The following is a 19802-nucleotide window of genomic DNA, read 5'->3' on the forward strand; positions in this document are numbered from 1 at the left end:
GTTGCCTATTAACCTTGCTGGTGAGGGTCAAATGCGTCTCGTACCGCTTCACCAGCAAATACAAGTAGCGTTAACATTATCGATAGAACGGCAAACGCCGATAAACCAAGCCAAGGCGCTTGTAGGTTAGCTTTACCTTGCGCAAGCAATTCACCTAGCGACGGCGACCCTGCGGGTAAACCAAACCCTAAGAAGTCTAGCGACGTTAGCGTAGTCACTGAGCCAGAGAGGATGAATGGCATCATCGTCAGTGACGCAACCATCGCATTGGGTAGCATATGCCTAAGCATGATTCGCTTGTCGTCTACGCCCATGGCGTGAGCCGCTTTCACGTAATCGAAATTTCGGCATCTTAGAAATTCAGCCCGAACGACACCAACTAAACTCATCCAACTGAATAGCACCATAATACCCAGTAGCCACCAGAAGTTTGGTTCAACAAAACTCGATAAGATAATCAATAAGAACAGAGTCGGCATGCCAGACCACACTTCAATAAAGCGTTGTCCGAATAAATCTATCCAACCTCCGTAATAACCTTGTGTCGCACCCACTGCAACACCAATCACACTGGATACTATGGTTAGGATAAAGCCGAACAATACAGATATTCGAAAGCCATAAATAATCCGAGCTAACACATCCCGACCTTTATCATCTGTACCCAGCCAGTTGACGTTATCCGGTGCAGACGGAACTGATGCCACTATATCGTAATTGATGGTATCGTAGCTAAAGCGGATTAACGGCCAAATGATAAAGCCCTTTTCCTCAATAAGGTCAATAACATATGGGTCAGTATAATCAGCTTCTGTTTCAAACTCCCCACCAAACTTGGTTTCTGCATACTGTGTGAAAATTGGGTAATACCATTGGTTGTCGTATTCCACCAGTAGCGGCTTATCGTTGGCGATAAACTCAGCAAACAGACTCAAGAAAAAAAGAACGAAGAATACCCATGTTGACCAGTACCCACGTTTATTGGCTTTAAAGCGCTGCCAACGAGCTCTTGTAAGAGGATTCATTGCCATTTAACGCGCCTCGAAGTCGATACGAGGGTCAACCCACGTATAAGTTAAGTCAGAAATAATACTCAAGATCAGACCTAGTAACGTCATAATGTAGAGAGAACTGAATACCACGGGGTAATCACGTTGAATAGTAGATTCAAAACCAAGTAACCCTATCCCCTCAAGCGAGAACATGACCTCTATCAACATAGAACCGGTGAAGAAAATGCTGATAAAAGCACTAGGGAAACCGGCAATGATGATCAGCATTGCATTTCGGAATACATGCTTGTAGAGAATACTGCTTTCATCAAGCCCTTTCGCTCTAGCTGTCACCACATATTGCTTGTTAATTTCATCTAGGAAAGAGTTTTTGGTCAGCATACTGAGCGTAGCAAAACCGCCAATAACCATAGCTAGAATCGGCAAGGTTAAATGCCAAAAATAGTCGACGATTTGCTGATACCAAGTCAATTGATCAAAGTTGCTCGACACCAAACCTCTTAATGGGAACCAACTGAAATAATTGCCGCTGGCAAAAAAGATGATGAGGATAATAGCGAACAAAAAGCCTGGGATAGCATAACCGACAATGACAACGGCGCTCGACCAAATATCGAAGCGAGATCCATGATGTATCGCTTTAAGAATGCCTAATGGTATCGATATCAAGTAGATAATCAGGGTACTCCATAACCCCAATGATATCGATACTGGCAGCCGCTCTTTAATGAGGTCTATGACATTACCGCCACGAAACAAACTGTCTCCAAAGTTGAACATCGCGTAGTTTTTGAGCATGTCAAAATAGCGTTCATGCATTGGTTTATCGAAACCAAACTGCTTTTTAATTGCCTCTACAACTTCAGGATCTAGCCCACGGGAACCTTTGTATCCCGTTGCTTCATCACTAGGGCCTGAATCAAGATCAACCTCGCTCCCGCCGCCACTAAAGCGCTCCATGACTCCAGATTCCAGACCTTGCATTTGAGCAATAGCCTGTTCTACAGGCCCTCCAGGTGCAATCTGAATAATGAAGAAGTTAATGGTTATAATTGCCCAAAGTGTTGGAATCACCAGCAACAAGCGCCGGAATATATAAGCCGCCATCTATCCCTCTTATCGACGTTTTGCAGGAAGCTTTTCAGCTTTCTCTTTAGACACCCACCAAGTATCGACACCTAAGTCGTAAGTAGGTAAGACATCAGGGCGCTCAAATTTATCCCAAGTGGCTACACGGTATTTTTTGATATACCACTGAGGGATAATGTAAAAGTTCCACTGAAGTACTCTATCTAAAGACCTTCCCAACGCTAATAAGTTTTCAGGGTTTTGCTGATTTTGTTCAATCAAGTCAGTCAGATCATCAATAACAGGATCCTTAACGCCCGCTTGGTTATAGGTCGAATCGATGAAATTAGAGTTCCAAACAATCTTCAAGTCAGAGCTTGGATATGGATGTGCTGTGTAACGAGATGAGACCATGTCAAAGTCTCGATCACGCCAACGTTTCAAGTATTGTGTAGTGTCGACAGTACGAATGCGCATATCGATACCCATCGCACGCATGTTCTTTTGCACCGGAATCGCGAATCGTTCGGAAGTTGGGCTATAAATCAATAGTTCAAAGCTCAGCGGCTCACCCGTTTCTATGTTAGTCATGACTTTATTCTTTAACTGCCAGCCGGCTTCTTTTAACAGTGCAAAGGCCTTACGCATTTGTGGTCTGATGCGACCTGACCCGTCGGTGACCGGTGGATTATATTCATCGGTGAAGACGCGCTCTGGGATCTTACCTTTATATTTATTTAAGACCTCAAGTTCTGCTTCAGATGGTAACCCCTTCGCTTCATAGTCCGTATTTTGGAAATAACTGCGAGTTCGAGTGTACTGGTTATAGAACATATTTTTGTTCATCCACTCAAAATCCATGGCGTAGTTTAGAGCTTCGCGTACTTTGGGGTCGCTAAATACAGGACGCTCAGTGTTAAACACAAATGCTTGAGTAGCCATTGGTTTGTGGTGCTCAATCTCTTCTTTCTTGATATAACCCTTATCAAAATTCACACCGTTATAGGAACTAGCCCAAAACTTAGCACTGGACTCTTCCCTAAAATCAAACTCCCCTGCTTTGAATGCTTCTAACATAACCGTGTCATCACGATAATAATCGTACTGAATCGTTTTGAAGTTATTGCGTCCGACATTCACCGGAAGATCTTTTGCCCAATAGTTTTCATCGAGTTGGTAAGTTAGAGATTGTCCCATCTTATAATCGACGATCTTATAAGCACCACTGCCAACAGGCGGTTCGTTTAGCGGCTCAGAAAAGTTCTTATCTTTCCAGTAGTGTTCAGGCAGTACACGAGTACTTTGCGCTAAACTGAATAACTTTTCCTTATTTGGAACCGACATTTCTATACGCACAGTGAGATCAGAAATTGCTTTTACGCTTTTAACGTCTTTATAGTACGCACGAAATTGCGGTACCCCCTCTTTTACAAACTTGGCATAAGTAAACTCAACGTCTTTGGCGGTAATAGGAACACCATCGTTAAATTTCGCTTTAGGATTGATATCGACTTCAAGCCACGAGTAATCGTCTGAGTAACGCACTTTCTCAGCAATCAGAGGATAAAATGCATCGATCTCATCGCTTGGAGAGAACATAAGCGTATCGTAGAGGTTACCAGTAGCGGCAGCAGGTTGTCCGCGAGAGGCGTATCGGTTGAAGTTATCAAACGTGCCGTTTTGGCCGTAGGTTACTTTTCCGTATTTGGGTGCGTCAGGATTGACATAATCGAAGTGTTTAAAGTCTGCGGGGTATTTTGCGGTTCCAAAACCCACCAAGGTTGTCGTCTCTATTACATTGGCAGCCCATACGCTACTCGTGAATAAACCAACTCCCACAGCCATTGCTGCTCTCTTCAATAGCGCCATTCCTTTCTCCCCAAAATAGAGAAAGGCCGAGTTGAAACGTCCTTTCTCTTCTTATCATCATCGTGATGCTTAAACGTATTTATACTGATATAAATAGCTGTATTTCACGGGGTTTTCAAGGGGAGGAAGGCTCTAGCGTGCTAATAAACGGTTAATCTTTGCAACAGTTGGAGCTAGGCGCTCACTTCTGCATCACAATAGTGACAATGAAGGATTTGTTGAGTTTTAGGACAATGCATATGTACTTTTTTTGAACAGCCTTTCTTCGAGACATACAAAGCTTTATCAGCCAGCTCAATGATGTTCGCGTCTTCGACCGTATGAGTCGCTACCCCGATGGAGCAAGAAACATTGAACGACTTACCCCCACTGCTCTTAAAGGTTAGCTTGTCTATTTTTTCGGACAAACGCCCCGCTAAAGCATAGGCTTGATCGATATTGCTGCCCGGTAACAAAAGTACAAACTCATCACCACCATATCGGCACAGCATATCTTCTTCACGCGTGAAGCGTTTAATAACCTTAACGACATCAATTAATACTCTATCTCCTATAGAGTGCCCATATTTATCATTAATTGGTTTAAAGCGATCTACATCAATAATAAGCAGTGAACTTGGCGTTTGGCTCTGAGCGAAGTTCTGTTTTTGCTGTTCTAAGGCTAAATGCAGGTAACGTCGATTGAAACATCCGGTAAGGCCATCGGTGTTAGCTTCTTCTAGCAGGGTCTGACGTTCTTCCATATCCTTTGAGACATCAACAGCAAACCCAATAACTCCAAGCACTTTGCCGTTCTTGATAATGGGTGACGAAACCGTTAAGTGGTACAACTCCTGATTATCGATATTGAAAGGGATTTTTTGCTGCGTCGGCTTCTTAGTTGCAATCACCTTTTTGTCATTGATTCGCATTTTTTTAGCAACGCTGAAGTTGAACAGGTGCCAATCCGTTTTGCCTTTTATGCCGTTCATTGTGACATCAAAGTTGTCGAGCACTTTGCGGTTCACATACTGGTACTTCCCTTTATTGTCTTTAATGAAGATATAAGCGTCCACCGCATCAAAGACTTCGGATAAGCCTAGTAATTCTTCGGAGGAACCTTGATGTGCTGACAATATAAGTTCAAGCATAAATCGTAAAAAAGTGCATAACGTTGAATATCGAATAATAGAGTCTAAACCCTAGTTAGCGATATTGCTTCGACGAGATCCCTTTTTTTAAGCCAAAAGTTTAAATTTGGTAGACGCTCCACATTTTTGAACCAACATCACATGATTAGAGCTGCACAGGTCAACTTTCGTGCAGACTATCCGTGTTTTCAGACAGAGCGTTTTGACAGTTCACTCTGTCTTGTCTTCATAGGTTATTTCGCCATTTCTATACGGCTGGTAACTATCCAAACACGAGCATAGTCATAGACCAGGTTGAACAAGAAAGCGTAGATGGTAATAAAAATCGTGACACCAATATCCATCACAAACGCCTCTAGTAAAGAAACGTTAAGTAAGTAAGCCATCGCAGGAATAGTAACCAGCAATAGACCTGCTTCGAAAAGAACGACATGAACTACCCTCGTCTTAAAAGAACGCAGAGTCTTTTCTCCTTGAACAAAAGAGTCAAACATCATGTTAAATATATAATTCCAGCACATCGCCATAGTGGCAATAACTATCATGGTTCCTGATAATGCAGCAACATCATGGTCGGTAAACAACGCCAATCCGATAACTGAAAACGTCACTGCCAACGCTTCAAAAAGCACTGAATGAAAGATACGTTCTACTATTCCCATTATAAATTCCTCACTATTTTTTGTTTGGGGACATCGTATGCAGTGATTATCGGTATTCTCAGCAATATAGAAAGTTAACAATCATCACACATCGTGATAGCCTAAATTGGCATTTCGATTTTTTGGGGTATCACAATGTACAGTTTTGAGCAGCTTAAAGTGTTTGTAGCGGTTTGCGAGCACGGTTCATTTTCCGCCGCAGCCCGTAAGCTTAAAAGAGCCCAATCAGGGGTAAGCCAAGCCATTTCTAATTTGGAGATCGCCATTGATCAAACCTTATTTAGTCGAGAAAAAAACACGCCCGAGCTCACCGAAAATGGCAAAGCGCTTCTTCCTATTGCTCGCTCTATATTGCATCAGCAAAAATACTTTGACCAAAAGATCGAAGCTCTTTCTAATGACTCAGAACACGAACTGACCATTGCTGTCGACGATAGCTTGATGAGTCAGGAGTTTATTAAACTGTTGTCCCCATTGGCGGCTCAGTTCCCTATTACTAACTTCGAGCTTATCTGCGCCTCAACGTTTGATATCGAAGAACTCATTCGGCAAGACAAAGCACAGATAGGTATTGTTTATGCCGACGGTGAGTTAAAAGTAGACATGGATATTTTCATCCTCGGTCAAGCTCGTTTCTTAACCGTTGTCGCTCCAAACCACGAACTCACACGATTGCCAGTGGTCAAGGACTCCGACTTAAAGCATTTTCGGCAATGTGTCCACCGAAGTGTTGAAAAACAGGAGCTATGGTTTACCTACGGCATTAGCTCTAATATTTGGTACGCCAACGACCACAAAACGCTCGTTGATATGGTCTCAGAAGGATTGGGATGGTCTAACTTACCTGAAATGTTAGTTAAGAAGCCTATGGCTGAAGGGAGAATGGTTGCATTACCTGTGGCTCATGAAAAAAGTGGCTGGGTGACGACGGTTGGTTGTCTTGTGTCACGAAGTCGTACTAATGGCCCGGTACTAAACGCTCTTATTGAACTATTACAACAACATCAATTTGCTGATAATCAATGGCAGTAACACTGAAAACAGGGCCAAAGATGGTTTGTCATCTTTGGCCAAATCACCTGTTAATAAATATCAGATTACTAATAAGCCACACCAATTCGCTGGTTTGGGTGTTGATTAGACTCTAACTCATCAATCATAGCCTTAGCGTAGTCGCTTACTGAAATTCGGCTGTTGCCTTGTTCATCAAGCAATAACTGTTCACCACCAGTACGGTATTTTGATAGCGTTTCTCCCGGAAAAATCTCTGCAGCTGGTGATACAAATGTCCAATTCACGCCGTTGGCTGTTTGTTTGAACACATCAAGCGCTTCCCCCTGTGCGATGGCTTCAGCTTTATATTCTTCAGGGAACTCTGGCGTTGAAATCAAAGTCACTCCCGGTGCAACTTCCAGAGAGCCAGCACCACCTACCCACAGCAAACGCCCTATTTTCGCTTCCGAGACTGACGTGAGTAGCTTTTTAGCTGCCTGTTTCACAATATCGTGGTTACCTTTCGCACGTCCGCCGATGGAAGCAATCACGGCATCGACACCGGATAATGAGTCGACCATCTCGCCGATAGGCGCTATGAGGTCAAACGCTCTAGCTTCAATATCTGGATCTTCAACTCGATTCACTTCTCTAACCAGTGCTACAACTTCATGACCACGCTGTTTAGCTTCGTTTAAAATATGGCTACCAATCCAACCTGTTGCGCCTACTACTGCTACTTTCATAATTATCTCTCCGTCTTGTTTGGTGTTTTCTTGATGACGTTAACAGTCTAATAGAACCTTTTTTCGAGATAAATTCACAAAATTGATGCAGTTTGTATCTAGTTGAGTTACTAATAAGCTTCTTATCTAACAGGAGCCGATGATGGATAGACTTACAGCGATGCGCAGTTTTGTCGAGGTAGCTCACTGCGCCAGTTTCACTAAGGCCTCCGAACGCCTTGGTTTAAGTCGCTTACAAGTTTCTCGTCACGTTAACGAAGTAGAACAGTGGTTGGAGCAGCGGTTACTTCACCGAACCACACGCAAAGTCAGTCTAACGACAGCCGGTGAACAAGCACTGACGCGATGTGAAAGCATTTTGCACGAAACGTCACAGTTAGAACTCTCATCTCAGCCACAAACCCCTTATCTCTCCGGTACGGTTCGTGTTGCGGCGCCTATTGGCTTAACACAAAACATCTTACTGGATGCTGTTGAGCAGTTCACAGAACAGCACCCCAACGTTGTTATTCAGCTTTTTGCCTCGGACAGTTTTGCTGAATTAGTTGACGAGCGTATCGACATCGCACTTCGTTATACCAACAAACCAGCAGACAATCTTATTGCTCGTAAACTCATGTCTATCGACTCACTGATATGTGCCTCAAAAAACTATATCGAAAAACATGGCGAGTCAACGCGGTTTGATGATCTTAGCAATCACAACTGCTTTCTCCATTTGGAGCGTACTTCTTGGGAGGGAGTCAAAGGTGGTGAGACAGTGTCAGTTAACGTTAGTGGAAACATAAAGGCAAATGATCTAGGCGTATTAGTAAAAGCAGCGCAAAGAGATAAGGGAATCGTCTTACTGCCTTGTGACTTGGCAAATCCGCTAATCGAATCGGGTTCACTTACCCCAATTCTAAAAGACTACGCTATTCCAACCAGTACACTTTGGGCAGTATATCTCTCAAGGAGTTACCAATTACCTATCGTTCGACAGTTTATAGATTTTCTTGCCGATTTTTGGAGTAATGATATTAAAGCGGATACCTCTAACTAGTGCATCCGTTACACAAACAAAAAAGGCTCCTTATTTAGGAGCCTTTGATTAAACAATTTGAACGTCACTGGTTAGTCATTATGCCAACGGATATTAGCGAGTACCGTTTTGAACTCTCCTTCACTAAATAGCATGAACGGCGTATCCAAAAATGCGAGGTCCACATCTTGAGCGACAAAAAGTGAGACTGGAATATCAATAGTCACAAACTCGTCAATAGACTGCAGCTTATCGGCAATATCAATTTTAGCTACGTCATCTGGAAGCTTATTCTCCGTCCACTTTTGCAGAGACAAATAAACTGGCTGCTTAGGTGCTTTAGAAACCTTAACCTCAAAACTCAGCATTCCCTTGGCAGAGTTATAACCTGATAAGTTCTCGATACCGCCATCACCAGTTTGGATGTACGCAGCAGCAAACCCACCTTTGAACGTCAACTCTACCGCATCTTGCTGCTGCTGATAGTTATACGGTTTGGTATCTATCGTTCTCAGAGACATAGGATTGTTGCGCGATACATCGCTGCCGATCCAATGAACAAAATCGGCGACTTTCAGTTGGAAATCACCAATTGTCGATTTGATACCGTATATCTCTGTCGCACTATCGGCGACACCTTCGCCCTGAGTACCAGCCTCATCCAACTCGATCTGGTCAAGGTCGGCCTGTTGAAGCGTATCTGAATAGTTGAGTCCGTAGCCGTATTCAAATAACGGAGCGTGCTCACCCAATGGAGATTGCTCCAACTCAGGCACCTGATAATCTGGAATATGTGGCGGAATACGGCTGACCGTTGCACTTCGTTTTTTATTTGGCCAACTGTATGACAGCTTACCTTGGAAGTCATAACGAGCGTTACCTTGAGCGTCAGCAATCAACACATCTGTGATGCCCTCACCTTCACTTCCTGGAAGCCAAGCAGCGACAAAGGCATTCGACTTAGCTATCTCTTCATTCAAGTACAAAGGACGACCGCTGTAGAATACGGTAATCACTTTAGCACCCAGTTTGTGTAACTTGTGAATTTTCTCTACATCAGCCTTGTAGCTGCGTTTAAGCTTGCCAAACTCAAGTGTTTGCCAGGCCTTGATATCACCCATCATTTCAGCGTAAGGATCTTCACCAATGACTACAATTGCAACATCGCCTGCTTGAATAGTCGACTCTAGTTGCGGATCGTAAGTGACATTGTCACAACCCAGTTCATTGACAAGAGCCATTTTGAACGTCGTTGCTCCCGGGAAATCATCAAGTGTATTCTCATCACCCTGCCACGTTAAGTTCCAACCACCAGACTGCTTTTGTAGGTCGTCTGCAGCACTACCCGTAAGCAATACTTTTTGATTTGGATTCAGAGGTAATAATTGATCTTTGTTTTTTAATAACACCAAAGATTTGCGTACCGCTTCTCGTGCTACTTCTCGATGCTCTGGCGCACCCAATAAAGATTGCTTGCCTGCTAGCGCTCTCTTTTTCGGTGAAGGCTTATCCCATAAACCAGCACGCATTTTGACGCGGAGAATACGAGTAACCGCATCGTCGATACGCTCCATTGGGATTACACCTGACTTAATGTCTTCTAGCGCTTTGTGGTACACCGCTATCCAGTGCTCATGCACCGGAACCATTAACACATCGTTGCCTGCATTAATCGCATACGTTGCATCGCCGTCGGTACATTTGCTAACTTCCGCATGCCCATGCCAATCCGTGACAATAAGACCGTCGAAGCTCATTTTGCCTTTGAGCACATCATTTAGAAGGTATTTACTACCATGAATCTTATAGTTATAGCGCTCACCCACTTCAGGATTGTGGTCATAATTCGCTTCATTTTCCCATGTATTGAATGAAGACATGACTACTTGAGCACCGGCCTCTAGACCGCTGAAATAGCCCATTGCATGGATATTTCTGAGTAGATCTTCTGAGTAGCCATTTTTACCTCTGTCTACCCCAGTGAGCGTACCGCCATCTCCAACCCAGTGTTTCACGTTAGAAATCACATGATGCTCACCTTTCAGATCATCCGCCGTACCTTGAAGGCCCGTGACCATTTTAGCGGCATAAGCGAAGGTGATTTCAGGATCTTCAGAGTAACCCTCGTAAACACGTCCCCAACGTAAATCACGTGGCGTTGCTACTGTTGGAGCAAAGGTCCAGTCTAATCCTGTTGCTGCAACTTCAACCGCCGTAATTTTGCCAATTCGTTGAATCAACTCAGGGTCGCGTGCTGCGCCTAAACCAATGTTGTGCGGGAAGACTGTCGCGCTAAATACATTGTTGTGACCATGCACTGCATCAGTCGCCCACATAAATGGAATACGGAATGGCCTATCTGCATAGGCTTCTTCAATCGCATGCCAGAACTCATCCGCTTTATCGCTCCAATCTTGAGCGCTAGAGTGCTTATTCTCGTTTGGCCATGCTCCGCCGCCATTCAATATTGAGCCTAGCTTGTATTGCTTAGCCTCTTCTGGGCTTACACCGCGAAGATCCGGCTGAATCATCTGACCCAGTTTCTCTTCGGTAGTCATCTGAGCCACAATGCTTGCGACTTCGTTTTCTATTGCAGCGTCTTTAGCGATTGCAGATTTAATTTGTGGCCATTCTTTAAAGTAAGGTGTTTGATAAGACATCTTGAATTCCTAAATACAAAACTATGTGAATAAATGACAACGAGTAAAGTGATTAGCTGAAATTTCTACCGGTTCAGGCAAATACTGCGAACATTCCGCTTTCGCCTGTGGGCAACGCCCTGCGTACGGGCAACCTTTCTTTTCAGGTGACCACATTGGTGTTTCCATCGAGCGGTGTGTTGGTAGTTTCTCGTGAATGCTGCGGCTCGGATCCGGCACCGCCGCAAGCAATAACTGGGTATACGGGTGTTGTGGGTTTTGCGTGATTTGCTCTGTGTCTCCCCACTCGACCATATGACCGCAGTACAACACTATGGTGTCTTCTGCAAAATAGCGTGCCGTAGCAATATCATGGGTGATATACATAAATGACTTGCCCATCTCATGCTTCATGCGATTCATTAAGTTAAGCACACCAATTCGAATCGAGACATCCAACATTGACGTTGGCTCATCCGCCAGAATCACTTTCGCACCTATAGCCAGTGTTTTTGCCAAGAAAACACGCTGACGTTGACCGCCTGACAACTGATGTGGAAACTTATCCAACACTTCTTGCGGCGGTGTTAAACCCACTTGGGTTAGGATTTTTATTAGGCGATATTCCATTTCTTTACCCGGTTTTAATCCGTGGTAAATCTGCATTGGACGCATCAGGTGATAGCGAATCGTATGCAGCGGATTTAACGAACTGAACGGGTCTTGGAATACCATCTGTACATCGCGTCGATATGCATCTAGCTCTTCTCCAGAGGTAAATTCATCGATGTTGGTACCGTGATAATAGATACCACCTTCTGTGGCCTTGTGAATCTTAGTCGCTATTTTTGCACTGGTACTTTTGCCACACCCAGACTCCCCAACCACTGCTACACAACGCGCTTCACGTAGTTGGAAATTGAGTCCATTAACAGCACGTAAGTACTGCTTTGGTGAAAAAATAGAGTCACCTTTTTTGCGAAAGTCGATGCAAAGGTCTTTGGCTTCCAAAATAACCGGATGCTTTGCGTCCAATGCCGCTTGGTCAATATGAGGACTTCTTGCATTCATAATTACGCCACTCCTTCGGCTTCAAGTTGTAGTGGAGTATGACAAGCCACCCAACGCGACTCTCCTAAGCTGACCAAATTGGGTTCTTGTGTTCGGCACTGTGCAGTGGCTTTAAAACAGCGAGGCGCAAAACGACAGCCTGAAGGCACATTTTTTAGATCGAGAGGCGAACCTGGAATTCCTTTCATCTCTTGTAACTCACCTTTTAACGTCGGGAATGAGTCACCCAAGCCATGTGCATAAGGATGGTTTGGTTGCTGCAAAATGATCTTCGATGGTGCGAGCTCCACCAGTTGACCTGAGTACATGATGCCAATACGGTCACATAGCTCCACCATCAAACTGAGGTCATGGGTAATAAACAAAATAGAGAAACCAAAACGCTCTTTAAGCTCATACACTTTTTGCAGGATTTCGCGTTGTACCACCACATCAAGTGCAGTAGTAGGTTCATCCATAATAAGTAGCTTTGGATTTAGAGCTAACGCCATAGCAATGACAACTCGTTGTCTCATACCACCAGAAAACTGGTGTGGGTAGTCAAACAGACGCTCTGTTGGAATATCTACGATACGGAGCAACTCTTTCGCTTTCTCAATGGATTCCTCTCGGCTAGATACCAAACCATGAGCATCGAAAATATCAAAGAACTGATATTCAATGGTTTTCACTGGGTTTAAACAGTTCATTGCGCTTTGGAAAACCATCGACGTATCCTTCCAGCGGAAGTTTCTTAACTCATCGTCGTCCATTTTCAGTACATCTTGACCTTCGAATAGGATTTCACCTTCAGAGATCAATGCAGGCGGTCTGTGCAAACGCATTAGCGAGTAAGCAATAGTTGACTTACCGCAACCTGACTCGCCCGCTAGCCCTAAAATCTCGCCACGGTTAATGTGAAAGCTGACGTTATTCACTGCACGAACTTTGCCATCAAAAGTCACGTAGTCGACGCAGAGATTTCGGACATCCACCAACTTAGACGTTTCTGTATGTGTGAAATTAACCATTGGCACTCTCCATTTCTAAGCGCTGTTGCTTCGCAGCTTGTTTCGCTGCTTTCTTCTCTTCACGACGATAACGGGCCATGATTCGTTGAGCTTTCAGTTTCGGGTTTGATATTTCATCAATCGAGAAGTTGATAAGCGCTAGACCAATGGCGACCGACGCTAACGCAACAGAAGGGGCCATAATTTCCCACCACGCACCGATACGTATCGCAGAAGTTTGGTCGGCGTTGTACAACATACCGCCCCACGTCACTGCAAGAGGGTCGCCCAACCCAATAAACTCTAAGGTCGCTTGCGTCATAATGGCGTAGATGACCGTACCAATAAAACTACTCGCCAGAATCGACATCATATTTGGCATAATTTCAGCAAACAGCATTCTCGGTTTGGTTTCACCCATCACTTCAGCGGCGTGGACAAAGTCCTTATTTCGAATCGCTAAGGTCTGAGCACGTAGTACGCGAGCTCCCCACGGCCATGACGTTGCACCAATTATTATCGCGATAACCAGAGGCGACACTTGGTCCAAGAACGCAGCCAATACCAGCATTAACGGTAGGCTTGGAATAACCATCACTAAGTTAGTAAAGAATGACAATACGTTATCAATCACACCGCCGAAGTAACCAGAAGCGATACCTATCACCATCGCCATTACAATCACAAACGTGCCAGCGACGAAGCCAACCATAAGCGAAACGCGACCACCATAAAGAAGCTGAGACCAGACATCACGTCCCATTCGCGTCGTACCTAGAATATTGTCTGGGTTTGGAGCTTGATGTGGTCGACCAACACGGGCTCCCGGCAATACATCAGTAAGCAGCGGTGCAAAAACACACATCAACACCACTGTTGCGACTAAGAAGATCCCAACCGCTGCTTTGGGGTTATCCAAGAAAAATTGTTTAGCCATTTTAAAGTATTTCATGCTCTTAACTCCTTTAACCCAACTCAGTGCGAAGACGTGGGTCAAGCACGAACAGCAGTAAATCTGCGATAAAGTTAGCGCCCAATACCATGATGGTCATGATAAGCAGGTAGCCTTGAATCAACGGGTAATCACGCGCAAGCATGGCTTGGAACATGACCTGTCCTAATCCCGGGTAATTGAATATGATTTCGATAATCAGCGAGCCCGCGAAGATGGCGCCAACCGACATAGCAAATGTAGTGATCATTGGCAGCACTGCGTTGCGCGCACCGTATTGCAGCATCACCTTTTTGTCTTTCACACCTTTAGCCCAGCCCATGACAATAAAGTCTTCACCAAGCTGGTTGATCATGTTGGAACGCATGCCCATAACGTTGCCCATTCCAAGCAGTACCATGCTGAGCAATGGCAGTGCTAAGTGATAAGCTACACTGCTGACAAATTCAAAGCTCATTGCAGGATCGAGCGATGGGTCGTAAGCATAACTTGTCGGAAACCAGCCGAGATCTGATGCAAAGATAAAGTACATAAGTAGAGCCATTACTACGGCGGGAATCGACGATATCACTACCGAACCCACAGTGATGACAGAATCGACCCACGTGCCTCGCTTCCAAGCCACCCAAATACCGAGCAACGTTGTGATGGTATAAGACACGACAAGATAAGAACCAACCAGCAACAACGTCCACAACATGCCACGACCAAGAACATCAAACACAGGCTGGAAGAAACGTGTCGATGTTCCCCACTCACCCGTCATGATGCTTTGTAGGTAAGTTAAAAACTGTTGAAACAGTGGTGTATTGGTGGAATAACCGTAAAGAGCTTCAAGAGAAGCGATGGTCTCTGGTGTAATTTGCCCACCATTTTGTGCAAGACGCCCCAAAAATGATTGAATTGGGTCACCAGGCATCAATCTTGGCAAGAAAAAGTTAATGGTTACTGCGGCGACAAAGGCCAGCAAATAGAAGCCAAATCGGCTTAATAAATATCTCATAACCTAAATTCCAATTAGACTTTCCCCTCAGCTCCCCCTTATGGGGAGCCGACAAGTAAGAGAAGTGAGAGAAAAAAGCGCAGCCTCCCTCGCTCAAGAGACCACGCTAAACTGGATTAACCTTTCGGTTTTAGGTTCATTAGGTGAACGAGACGGCTCATGCCATTCCAAGGTGCAGGGTGACCAATTTGATTATCTTCATTAGCCCAACCTTCGAAGCGAGAGTCGTTATATGCGTACCAGATACCGTTGTAGTAAAGAGGAATTTGAATCACATTTTCGGCAAAGTAACGTTCTACGTTAGCCGCAATTTTCTTCTGTTGATCTTCGTCTTTAGTCAAACCTAGCTCTGAGATCCACTGGTCAAGTTGTGGGTCAACATAGTTACTAACGGTAGTAGACCACCACACTGGACTTTGTACGTATTCAGAACCCATAGTGAAATCGTAGAACTTCCATACTGAAGATTGCATCGAACCAGCACCGAATGTGGCATCGAAGTTCGCTGTTTCCCAGTTTTTCGCATACGCATTAGCTTCTGGAGTAATTACCGTTGCATCGATACCTGCCATGCGCAGACCTTCTACCGCAATAGAAGTGTTGTTTACCCAATCACTCCAACCACTTGGTACCTGGATTTTAAAGGTTAATTTGCTGCCATCTGGGTTCTCTACAAAGCCGTCTCCATTAGTATCTTTGTAACCGCCGTCTGCTAATAACTGCTTAGCTTTGTTAATGTCGTACTGGTTCACTTCAGCCCAAGTTTTGTCGGCTTGTTCGTCACGCCAATTCCACATACCTTTTGGTAAGTTTGTTGCTGGGTTTCCACCGACAACGTAACCATAAGAACCAATCATCATCATGGCTTCACGGTCCATTGATAGGCTTACCGCTTTACGGAAGTTCACATCATGGAAGGCTTTATTTGCGCCTTCATTCTCTGTTTTGTAGTTGAATGTGATTCGAACACCATCGTTTGATGGGAACCAGTACTTGTTATTTGGATGTTTAGAAACAAACGTACGCTCGATATCAGGAATAAAGATACCTGCCCAGTCCACGATTCCTTTTGAAAGCATCTCTAGCGCTGCATCGTTACTTGAGAATTGCGGGAACTCTAAACAGTCAATTTTGAGGTCTTTATTCCAATAATTTGGGTTACGACACTGAACATAAACTTGTGGTGTAAAACGCTGGATTTCTGTGAATGGGCCCGTGCCCACTGGGTTATCATTCGTGCTTTGGGCTGGCGAATCATTACCTTCCCAAATATGTTTAGGGACGATACGAACCGTTTCACCAAGAACATCGCGCGCTGCAAACGCATTCGGTTCTTTTAGATAGATTTTAACTTGCAGGTCATTAACCTTCTCGACTTTGTCGACTTTACCGCTGACACCGCCGGTATCGATCTCTGGATGTGCTTTCGGATACTCGTAAGTAAACACAACATCATCAGCCGTGAACGGTTTACCATCAGACCAAAGAACACCCTCACGAAGATCGACAGTCAGTACCGTCAAATCATCGCTCAGTTCATAACCTGTTGCTAGCCAAGGATGGACGTTTTTCGAGTCTAAGATATCGAAGATGTATAGCGATTCATAAGCAAAGTCTGAACGACCACCAAACCAAGGGTTAAAGTTACGCACCCAGCCAGTTGAGAATTCATTGAGAATCTTCAAGTTTGGCATGGAAGACGATTCTTCAGCGTGAGCGGGGATAACCATTGATGCAGCAATTGCAGAAGTAAGAAGCAGCGTTTTTTTCATCTATCTATCCTTGTTTATGAACTGTGTAGGCGAAGTTCGTTATCGTTGTTTTTCAAGGATACTAGCGAGGAATTCGGTTTATAAACGTGACTAAAACCACATTGGATCGGCAATGGGTTGCCTATTTGTTAAAACTAAAAAGCGTTGCACAGAAACCTTCTTACTCATGAAACTTTTCTATAATTTGCATAATTTAACTTATATTAATCATTGATTTAGGTTGAAATATTTCATGAAAATTCATTCTCTGGCTATTCAAGCTCACGCTTTTGGGATCAGAAATAGGCAATAGTGTTGCTATTTGTTAATCCACCCCCATAACCTTAAGTAATAAAGCGAACGATTAGGCACGTCAATGCAACAACAAGATCAATCCAGAGCTAAGAGCAAAAACTTAGGTATTCTATTAGAACTGGTTAACTTCATTCGCCCTTACCAAGCCAAAGTATTTGCCGCTCTGGTAGCACTCATCTTCACCGCAGGCCTCACTCTGTCTGTTGGTCATGGCGTTCGAATCTTAATTGACCAAGGCTTTGCTCAGCAATCACTGCAAGACTTGGGTAATGCGATTCAATTTATCATGTTGGTCACCGTGTGCATTTCCATTGGCACCTTTTTTAGATTCTATTTAGTTTCTTCTGTTGGTGAACGCGTCAGCGCAGATATTCGCCTCGCGGTATTCAATCACATCATTACCCTGCATCCGAGTTATTTTGAGACCAACGGCAGCGGCGATATCATGTCTCGTATCACCACGGATACGACGCTATTGCAAAGTATCATTGGTTCTTCTTTTTCTATGGCAATGCGCAGTGCGCTTATGTGTATTGGTGCGATTATCATGCTGTTTGCCACCAACATTAAGTTGACGCTCATTGTGTTAGCATCGGTTCCGTTTATTTTGATTCCCATCTTGTTCTACGGGCGCCGTGTAAGAGCGCTCTCACGTCAAAGCCAAGACTCTATGGCGGACGTAGGCAGCTACGCAGGCGAAGCGATTGAACATATCAAAACGGTCCAAAGTTACAGTTTTGAGGCGCAAGAGCGTGCGGCTTTTGCTGAGGAAGTAGAACGAGCTTATGACATTGGACGTAGGCGCGTTAAGCAGCGCGCTATCTTGATTTCTGGCGTTATCGTTATTGTTTTTACTGCTATTGCTGGCATGCTTTGGGTTGGGGGCAGCGACGTGATCCACGGTACTATGTCAGCCGGTGACCTTGGTGCTTTTGTATTCTACGCAATTATGGTGGCTTCTTCTTTAGCGACCATTTCAGAAGTCTTAGGTGAGTTGCAACGCGCTGCTGGCGCAACCGAGCGCTTGGTAGAAATCCTGCAAGTTGACAGCCATATCAAGGCGCCTGATAGCATCTTCAATGCTACCAATACGCTGCGATCTGAAGTTACGTTTGACGATGTAACCTTCCATTACCCTTCCCGACCTTCTCAATCTGCCACTGAACGGTTAACCCTCAAAGCAGACGAAGGTAAAGTACTTGCACTCGTTGGGCCGTCTGGAGCAGGTAAAACAACGGTATTTGAGCTTTTGCAGCGTTTCTACGATCCTCAAGCCGGACAAGTGAAGTTAGGTAACGTCGATATTCGAGAGTTTGACCCTCATGAACTTCGCAAACAAATGGCTCTAGTTCCACAACAGCCCGCTTTGTTTAGTCACGACGTCTTTCACAATATCCGTTACGGCAATCCAGACGCGACCGATGAGCAAGTAATTGAAGCAGCGAAAAAAGCCCATGCCCATGATTTCATAATGCAGTTGCCAGATGGCTACCACAGCTTCTTAGGAGAAAGGGGCGTGCGACTTTCTGGAGGGCAACGCCAACGCATCGCTATAGCGCGCGCTATCCTCAAAGATCCAAAAATCCTTCTGCTTGATGAAGCCACAAGCGCCCTCGATAGCGAGAGTGAACATCATGTACAACAAGCATTAGAAGAGTTAATGGTCGGAAGAACCACTATCATCATCGCGCACCGTCTTTCAACCATTCAGCACGCAGACCAAATTGCGGTGTTAGACCATGGTCGTTTGGTCGATATTGGCGATCATCATTCGTTGCTAGAAAATTGCGAACTATATAAGCGTTTGGTGGAGTTACAGTTTAAACAGCCCGTAGTGAGATAATAGCGGCAGTTGTACAAATCATTAATGTAAAAGCCCTTGTTTGGTCAAATCCAAACAAGGGCATAGAAGTTTCTATTCGAACCGCTACCAGTGGATATCTAGATCTTGGTTCAAGTTGTTTTGTATATCACCCCACTCGTCCATTAATTCAGAGGCTTTTCGGTGTGAAATCGGTTTAACCAGCGTTGAGCCAGCATGATCTTTCAGGTTGAGCGTATAGGTTTTAGCATTAAGGTCGGCCGTTATACTGTGGTATTCGTCAAGACACTGCTGTTTAGTTTTGTTAGGTCCCCATGCTAACGTCAAATCCGTTCCGTTAATATTCATGCAAACCGCAAGCGAGCTACAATCCATCGCATTCTCCTTGTCGTTAGTGTAGTCACTCTATGAAGCTAGCCAAGTCTGGTCATTTCGCCAACACAAACTGTCAAATCTTGAGTGATCACTCATTAATACGCTGACATTTACAACACCCGTCACTGTAACTCTTCGACTCCCCTGCGCATTTCAGGATGGGCAAATTTCCAAAGAAAAATACCCAAACTCAAACCCCGTCATTCCTGCGAAGGCAGGAATCTACTGACAGCGCCCACTGAATCATATGGTTCACTCCGCAAACTATGTGACGATACTGGCTTATTTTTGCCCCTTTCTGTGTCAATAACCCAAATCCGGTCATTCCTGCGAAGGCAGGAATCTACTGACAGCGCTCACTGAATCATATGGTCCACTCCGCA

The 19802-nt window shown here is 44.5% G+C and carries 16 protein-coding genes; 3 read left to right on the forward strand and 13 right to left on the reverse strand.

What is annotated here, in order from left to right; all coding sequences use genetic code 11:
• Positions 1-8: 8 nt before the first annotated feature.
• From MMA19_RS03260 to MMA19_RS03280, 5 genes are all read right to left on the reverse strand, one after another.
• Complete coding sequence (locus tag MMA19_RS03260) at positions 9-1031, reverse strand: ABC transporter permease (protein ID WP_006069525.1); 1023 nt, start codon at positions 1029-1031, stop codon at positions 9-11.
• Positions 1032-2120 (reverse strand): microcin C ABC transporter permease YejB, encoded by a 1089-nt coding sequence (locus tag MMA19_RS03265; protein WP_240205496.1) that lies wholly within the window; start codon positions 2118-2120, stop codon positions 1032-1034.
• A 9-nt stretch (positions 2121-2129) separates the two neighbouring features.
• Positions 2130-3926, reverse strand: a complete 1797-nt coding sequence (locus MMA19_RS03270; protein ID WP_240205834.1) for an extracellular solute-binding protein — start codon at positions 3924-3926, stop codon at positions 2130-2132.
• A gap of 197 nt (positions 3927-4123) precedes the next feature.
• Positions 4124-5080, reverse strand: a complete 957-nt coding sequence (locus MMA19_RS03275) for a sensor domain-containing diguanylate cyclase (protein WP_240205497.1) — start codon at positions 5078-5080, stop codon at positions 4124-4126.
• A gap of 233 nt (positions 5081-5313) precedes the next feature.
• Positions 5314-5742 (reverse strand): PACE efflux transporter, encoded by a 429-nt coding sequence (locus MMA19_RS03280; RefSeq protein WP_240205498.1) that lies wholly within the window; start codon positions 5740-5742, stop codon positions 5314-5316.
• A 135-nt stretch (positions 5743-5877) separates the two neighbouring features.
• On the opposite strand from MMA19_RS03280, the gene MMA19_RS03285 reads away from it, so the two are divergent.
• Positions 5878-6774, forward strand: coding sequence for a LysR family transcriptional regulator (locus MMA19_RS03285; RefSeq protein WP_171392289.1), 897 nt, complete (start codon positions 5878-5880; stop codon positions 6772-6774).
• A gap of 68 nt (positions 6775-6842) precedes the next feature.
• On the opposite strand, the gene MMA19_RS03290 is transcribed toward MMA19_RS03285, so the two are convergent.
• Positions 6843-7481 (reverse strand): NAD(P)-dependent oxidoreductase, encoded by a 639-nt coding sequence (locus MMA19_RS03290; protein WP_240205499.1) that lies wholly within the window; start codon positions 7479-7481, stop codon positions 6843-6845.
• A gap of 142 nt (positions 7482-7623) precedes the next feature.
• Here MMA19_RS03290 and MMA19_RS03295 point away from each other — a divergent pair, with 142 nt between their 5' ends.
• Positions 7624-8523, forward strand: a complete 900-nt coding sequence (locus tag MMA19_RS03295) for a LysR family transcriptional regulator (protein WP_240205500.1) — start codon at positions 7624-7626, stop codon at positions 8521-8523.
• Positions 8524-8594: 71 nt separating this feature from the next.
• On the opposite strand, the gene MMA19_RS03300 is transcribed toward MMA19_RS03295, so the two are convergent.
• The 6 genes from MMA19_RS03300 to MMA19_RS03325 form a co-directional block, all read right to left on the reverse strand.
• Positions 8595-11162: a glycoside hydrolase family 3 protein gene (locus tag MMA19_RS03300; RefSeq protein WP_240205501.1), complete on the reverse strand. Its 2568-nt coding sequence runs from the start codon at positions 11160-11162 to the stop codon at positions 8595-8597.
• 21 nt (positions 11163-11183) lie between these two features.
• Positions 11184-12212 (reverse strand): ABC transporter ATP-binding protein, encoded by a 1029-nt coding sequence (locus tag MMA19_RS03305; protein ID WP_062461104.1) that lies wholly within the window; start codon positions 12210-12212, stop codon positions 11184-11186.
• A gap of 2 nt (positions 12213-12214) precedes the next feature.
• Positions 12215-13222 (reverse strand): ABC transporter ATP-binding protein, encoded by a 1008-nt coding sequence (locus MMA19_RS03310; protein ID WP_062461101.1) that lies wholly within the window; start codon positions 13220-13222, stop codon positions 12215-12217.
• A complete protein-coding gene (locus tag MMA19_RS03315; RefSeq protein ID WP_063606825.1) occupies positions 13215-14153 on the reverse strand; it encodes an ABC transporter permease in 939 nt (312 codons plus the stop codon). Before MMA19_RS03315 ends, MMA19_RS03310 begins: the two co-directional genes overlap by 8 nt.
• Positions 14154-14166: 13 nt before the next feature.
• Positions 14167-15156 carry an ABC transporter permease gene (locus tag MMA19_RS03320; protein ID WP_063606824.1) on the reverse strand — a complete coding sequence of 330 codons (990 nt, stop codon included), beginning with the start codon at positions 15154-15156 and terminating at the stop codon, positions 14167-14169.
• Between the two features lie 116 nt (positions 15157-15272).
• A complete protein-coding gene (locus tag MMA19_RS03325; protein WP_062461093.1) occupies positions 15273-16928 on the reverse strand; it encodes an ABC transporter substrate-binding protein in 1656 nt (551 codons plus the stop codon).
• A gap of 355 nt (positions 16929-17283) precedes the next feature.
• Between MMA19_RS03325 and MMA19_RS03330 the strand changes: the two genes are divergently transcribed.
• On the forward strand, positions 17284-19065 hold the full coding sequence (locus MMA19_RS03330) for an ABC transporter ATP-binding protein/permease (protein ID WP_240205502.1): 1782 nt from the start codon (positions 17284-17286) through the stop codon (positions 19063-19065).
• An 84-nt stretch (positions 19066-19149) separates the two neighbouring features.
• Here MMA19_RS03330 and MMA19_RS03335 read toward each other — a convergent pair whose 3' ends face one another.
• Positions 19150-19419: a hypothetical protein gene (locus MMA19_RS03335; protein ID WP_006069509.1), complete on the reverse strand. Its 270-nt coding sequence runs from the start codon at positions 19417-19419 to the stop codon at positions 19150-19152.
• Positions 19420-19802: the final 383 nt, after the last annotated feature.

The sequence above is a fragment of the Vibrio sp. CyArs1 genome (genome assembly GCF_022432925.1).
Lineage (GTDB): Bacteria > Pseudomonadota > Gammaproteobacteria > Enterobacterales > Vibrionaceae > Vibrio > Vibrio mediterranei.

Coding starts and splice junctions, on each gene's coding strand:
- MMA19_RS03260 (WP_006069525.1), bottom strand. CDS start 1,031: ATGGCAATGAATCCTCTTACAAGAGCTCGTTGGCAGCGCTTTAAAGCC.
- MMA19_RS03265 (WP_240205496.1), bottom strand. CDS start 2,120: ATGGCGGCTTATATATTCCGGCGCTTGTTGCTGGTGATTCCAACACTT.
- MMA19_RS03270 (WP_240205834.1), bottom strand. CDS start 3,926: ATGGCTGTGGGAGTTGGTTTATTCACGAGTAGCGTATGGGCTGCCAAT.
- MMA19_RS03275 (WP_240205497.1), bottom strand. CDS start 5,080: ATGCTTGAACTTATATTGTCAGCACATCAAGGTTCCTCCGAAGAATTA.
- MMA19_RS03280 (WP_240205498.1), bottom strand. CDS start 5,742: ATGGGAATAGTAGAACGTATCTTTCATTCAGTGCTTTTTGAAGCGTTG.
- MMA19_RS03285 (WP_171392289.1), top strand. CDS start 5,878: ATGTACAGTTTTGAGCAGCTTAAAGTGTTTGTAGCGGTTTGCGAGCAC.
- MMA19_RS03290 (WP_240205499.1), bottom strand. CDS start 7,481: ATGAAAGTAGCAGTAGTAGGCGCAACAGGTTGGATTGGTAGCCATATT.
- MMA19_RS03295 (WP_240205500.1), top strand. CDS start 7,624: ATGGATAGACTTACAGCGATGCGCAGTTTTGTCGAGGTAGCTCACTGC.
- MMA19_RS03300 (WP_240205501.1), bottom strand. CDS start 11,162: ATGTCTTATCAAACACCTTACTTTAAAGAATGGCCACAAATTAAATCT.
- MMA19_RS03305 (WP_062461104.1), bottom strand. CDS start 12,212: ATGAATGCAAGAAGTCCTCATATTGACCAAGCGGCATTGGACGCAAAG.
- MMA19_RS03310 (WP_062461101.1), bottom strand. CDS start 13,222: ATGGTTAATTTCACACATACAGAAACGTCTAAGTTGGTGGATGTCCGA.
- MMA19_RS03315 (WP_063606825.1), bottom strand. CDS start 14,153: ATGAAATACTTTAAAATGGCTAAACAATTTTTCTTGGATAACCCCAAA.
- MMA19_RS03320 (WP_063606824.1), bottom strand. CDS start 15,156: ATGAGATATTTATTAAGCCGATTTGGCTTCTATTTGCTGGCCTTTGTC.
- MMA19_RS03325 (WP_062461093.1), bottom strand. CDS start 16,928: ATGAAAAAAACGCTGCTTCTTACTTCTGCAATTGCTGCATCAATGGTT.
- MMA19_RS03330 (WP_240205502.1), top strand. CDS start 17,284: ATGCAACAACAAGATCAATCCAGAGCTAAGAGCAAAAACTTAGGTATT.
- MMA19_RS03335 (WP_006069509.1), bottom strand. CDS start 19,419: ATGGATTGTAGCTCGCTTGCGGTTTGCATGAATATTAACGGAACGGAT.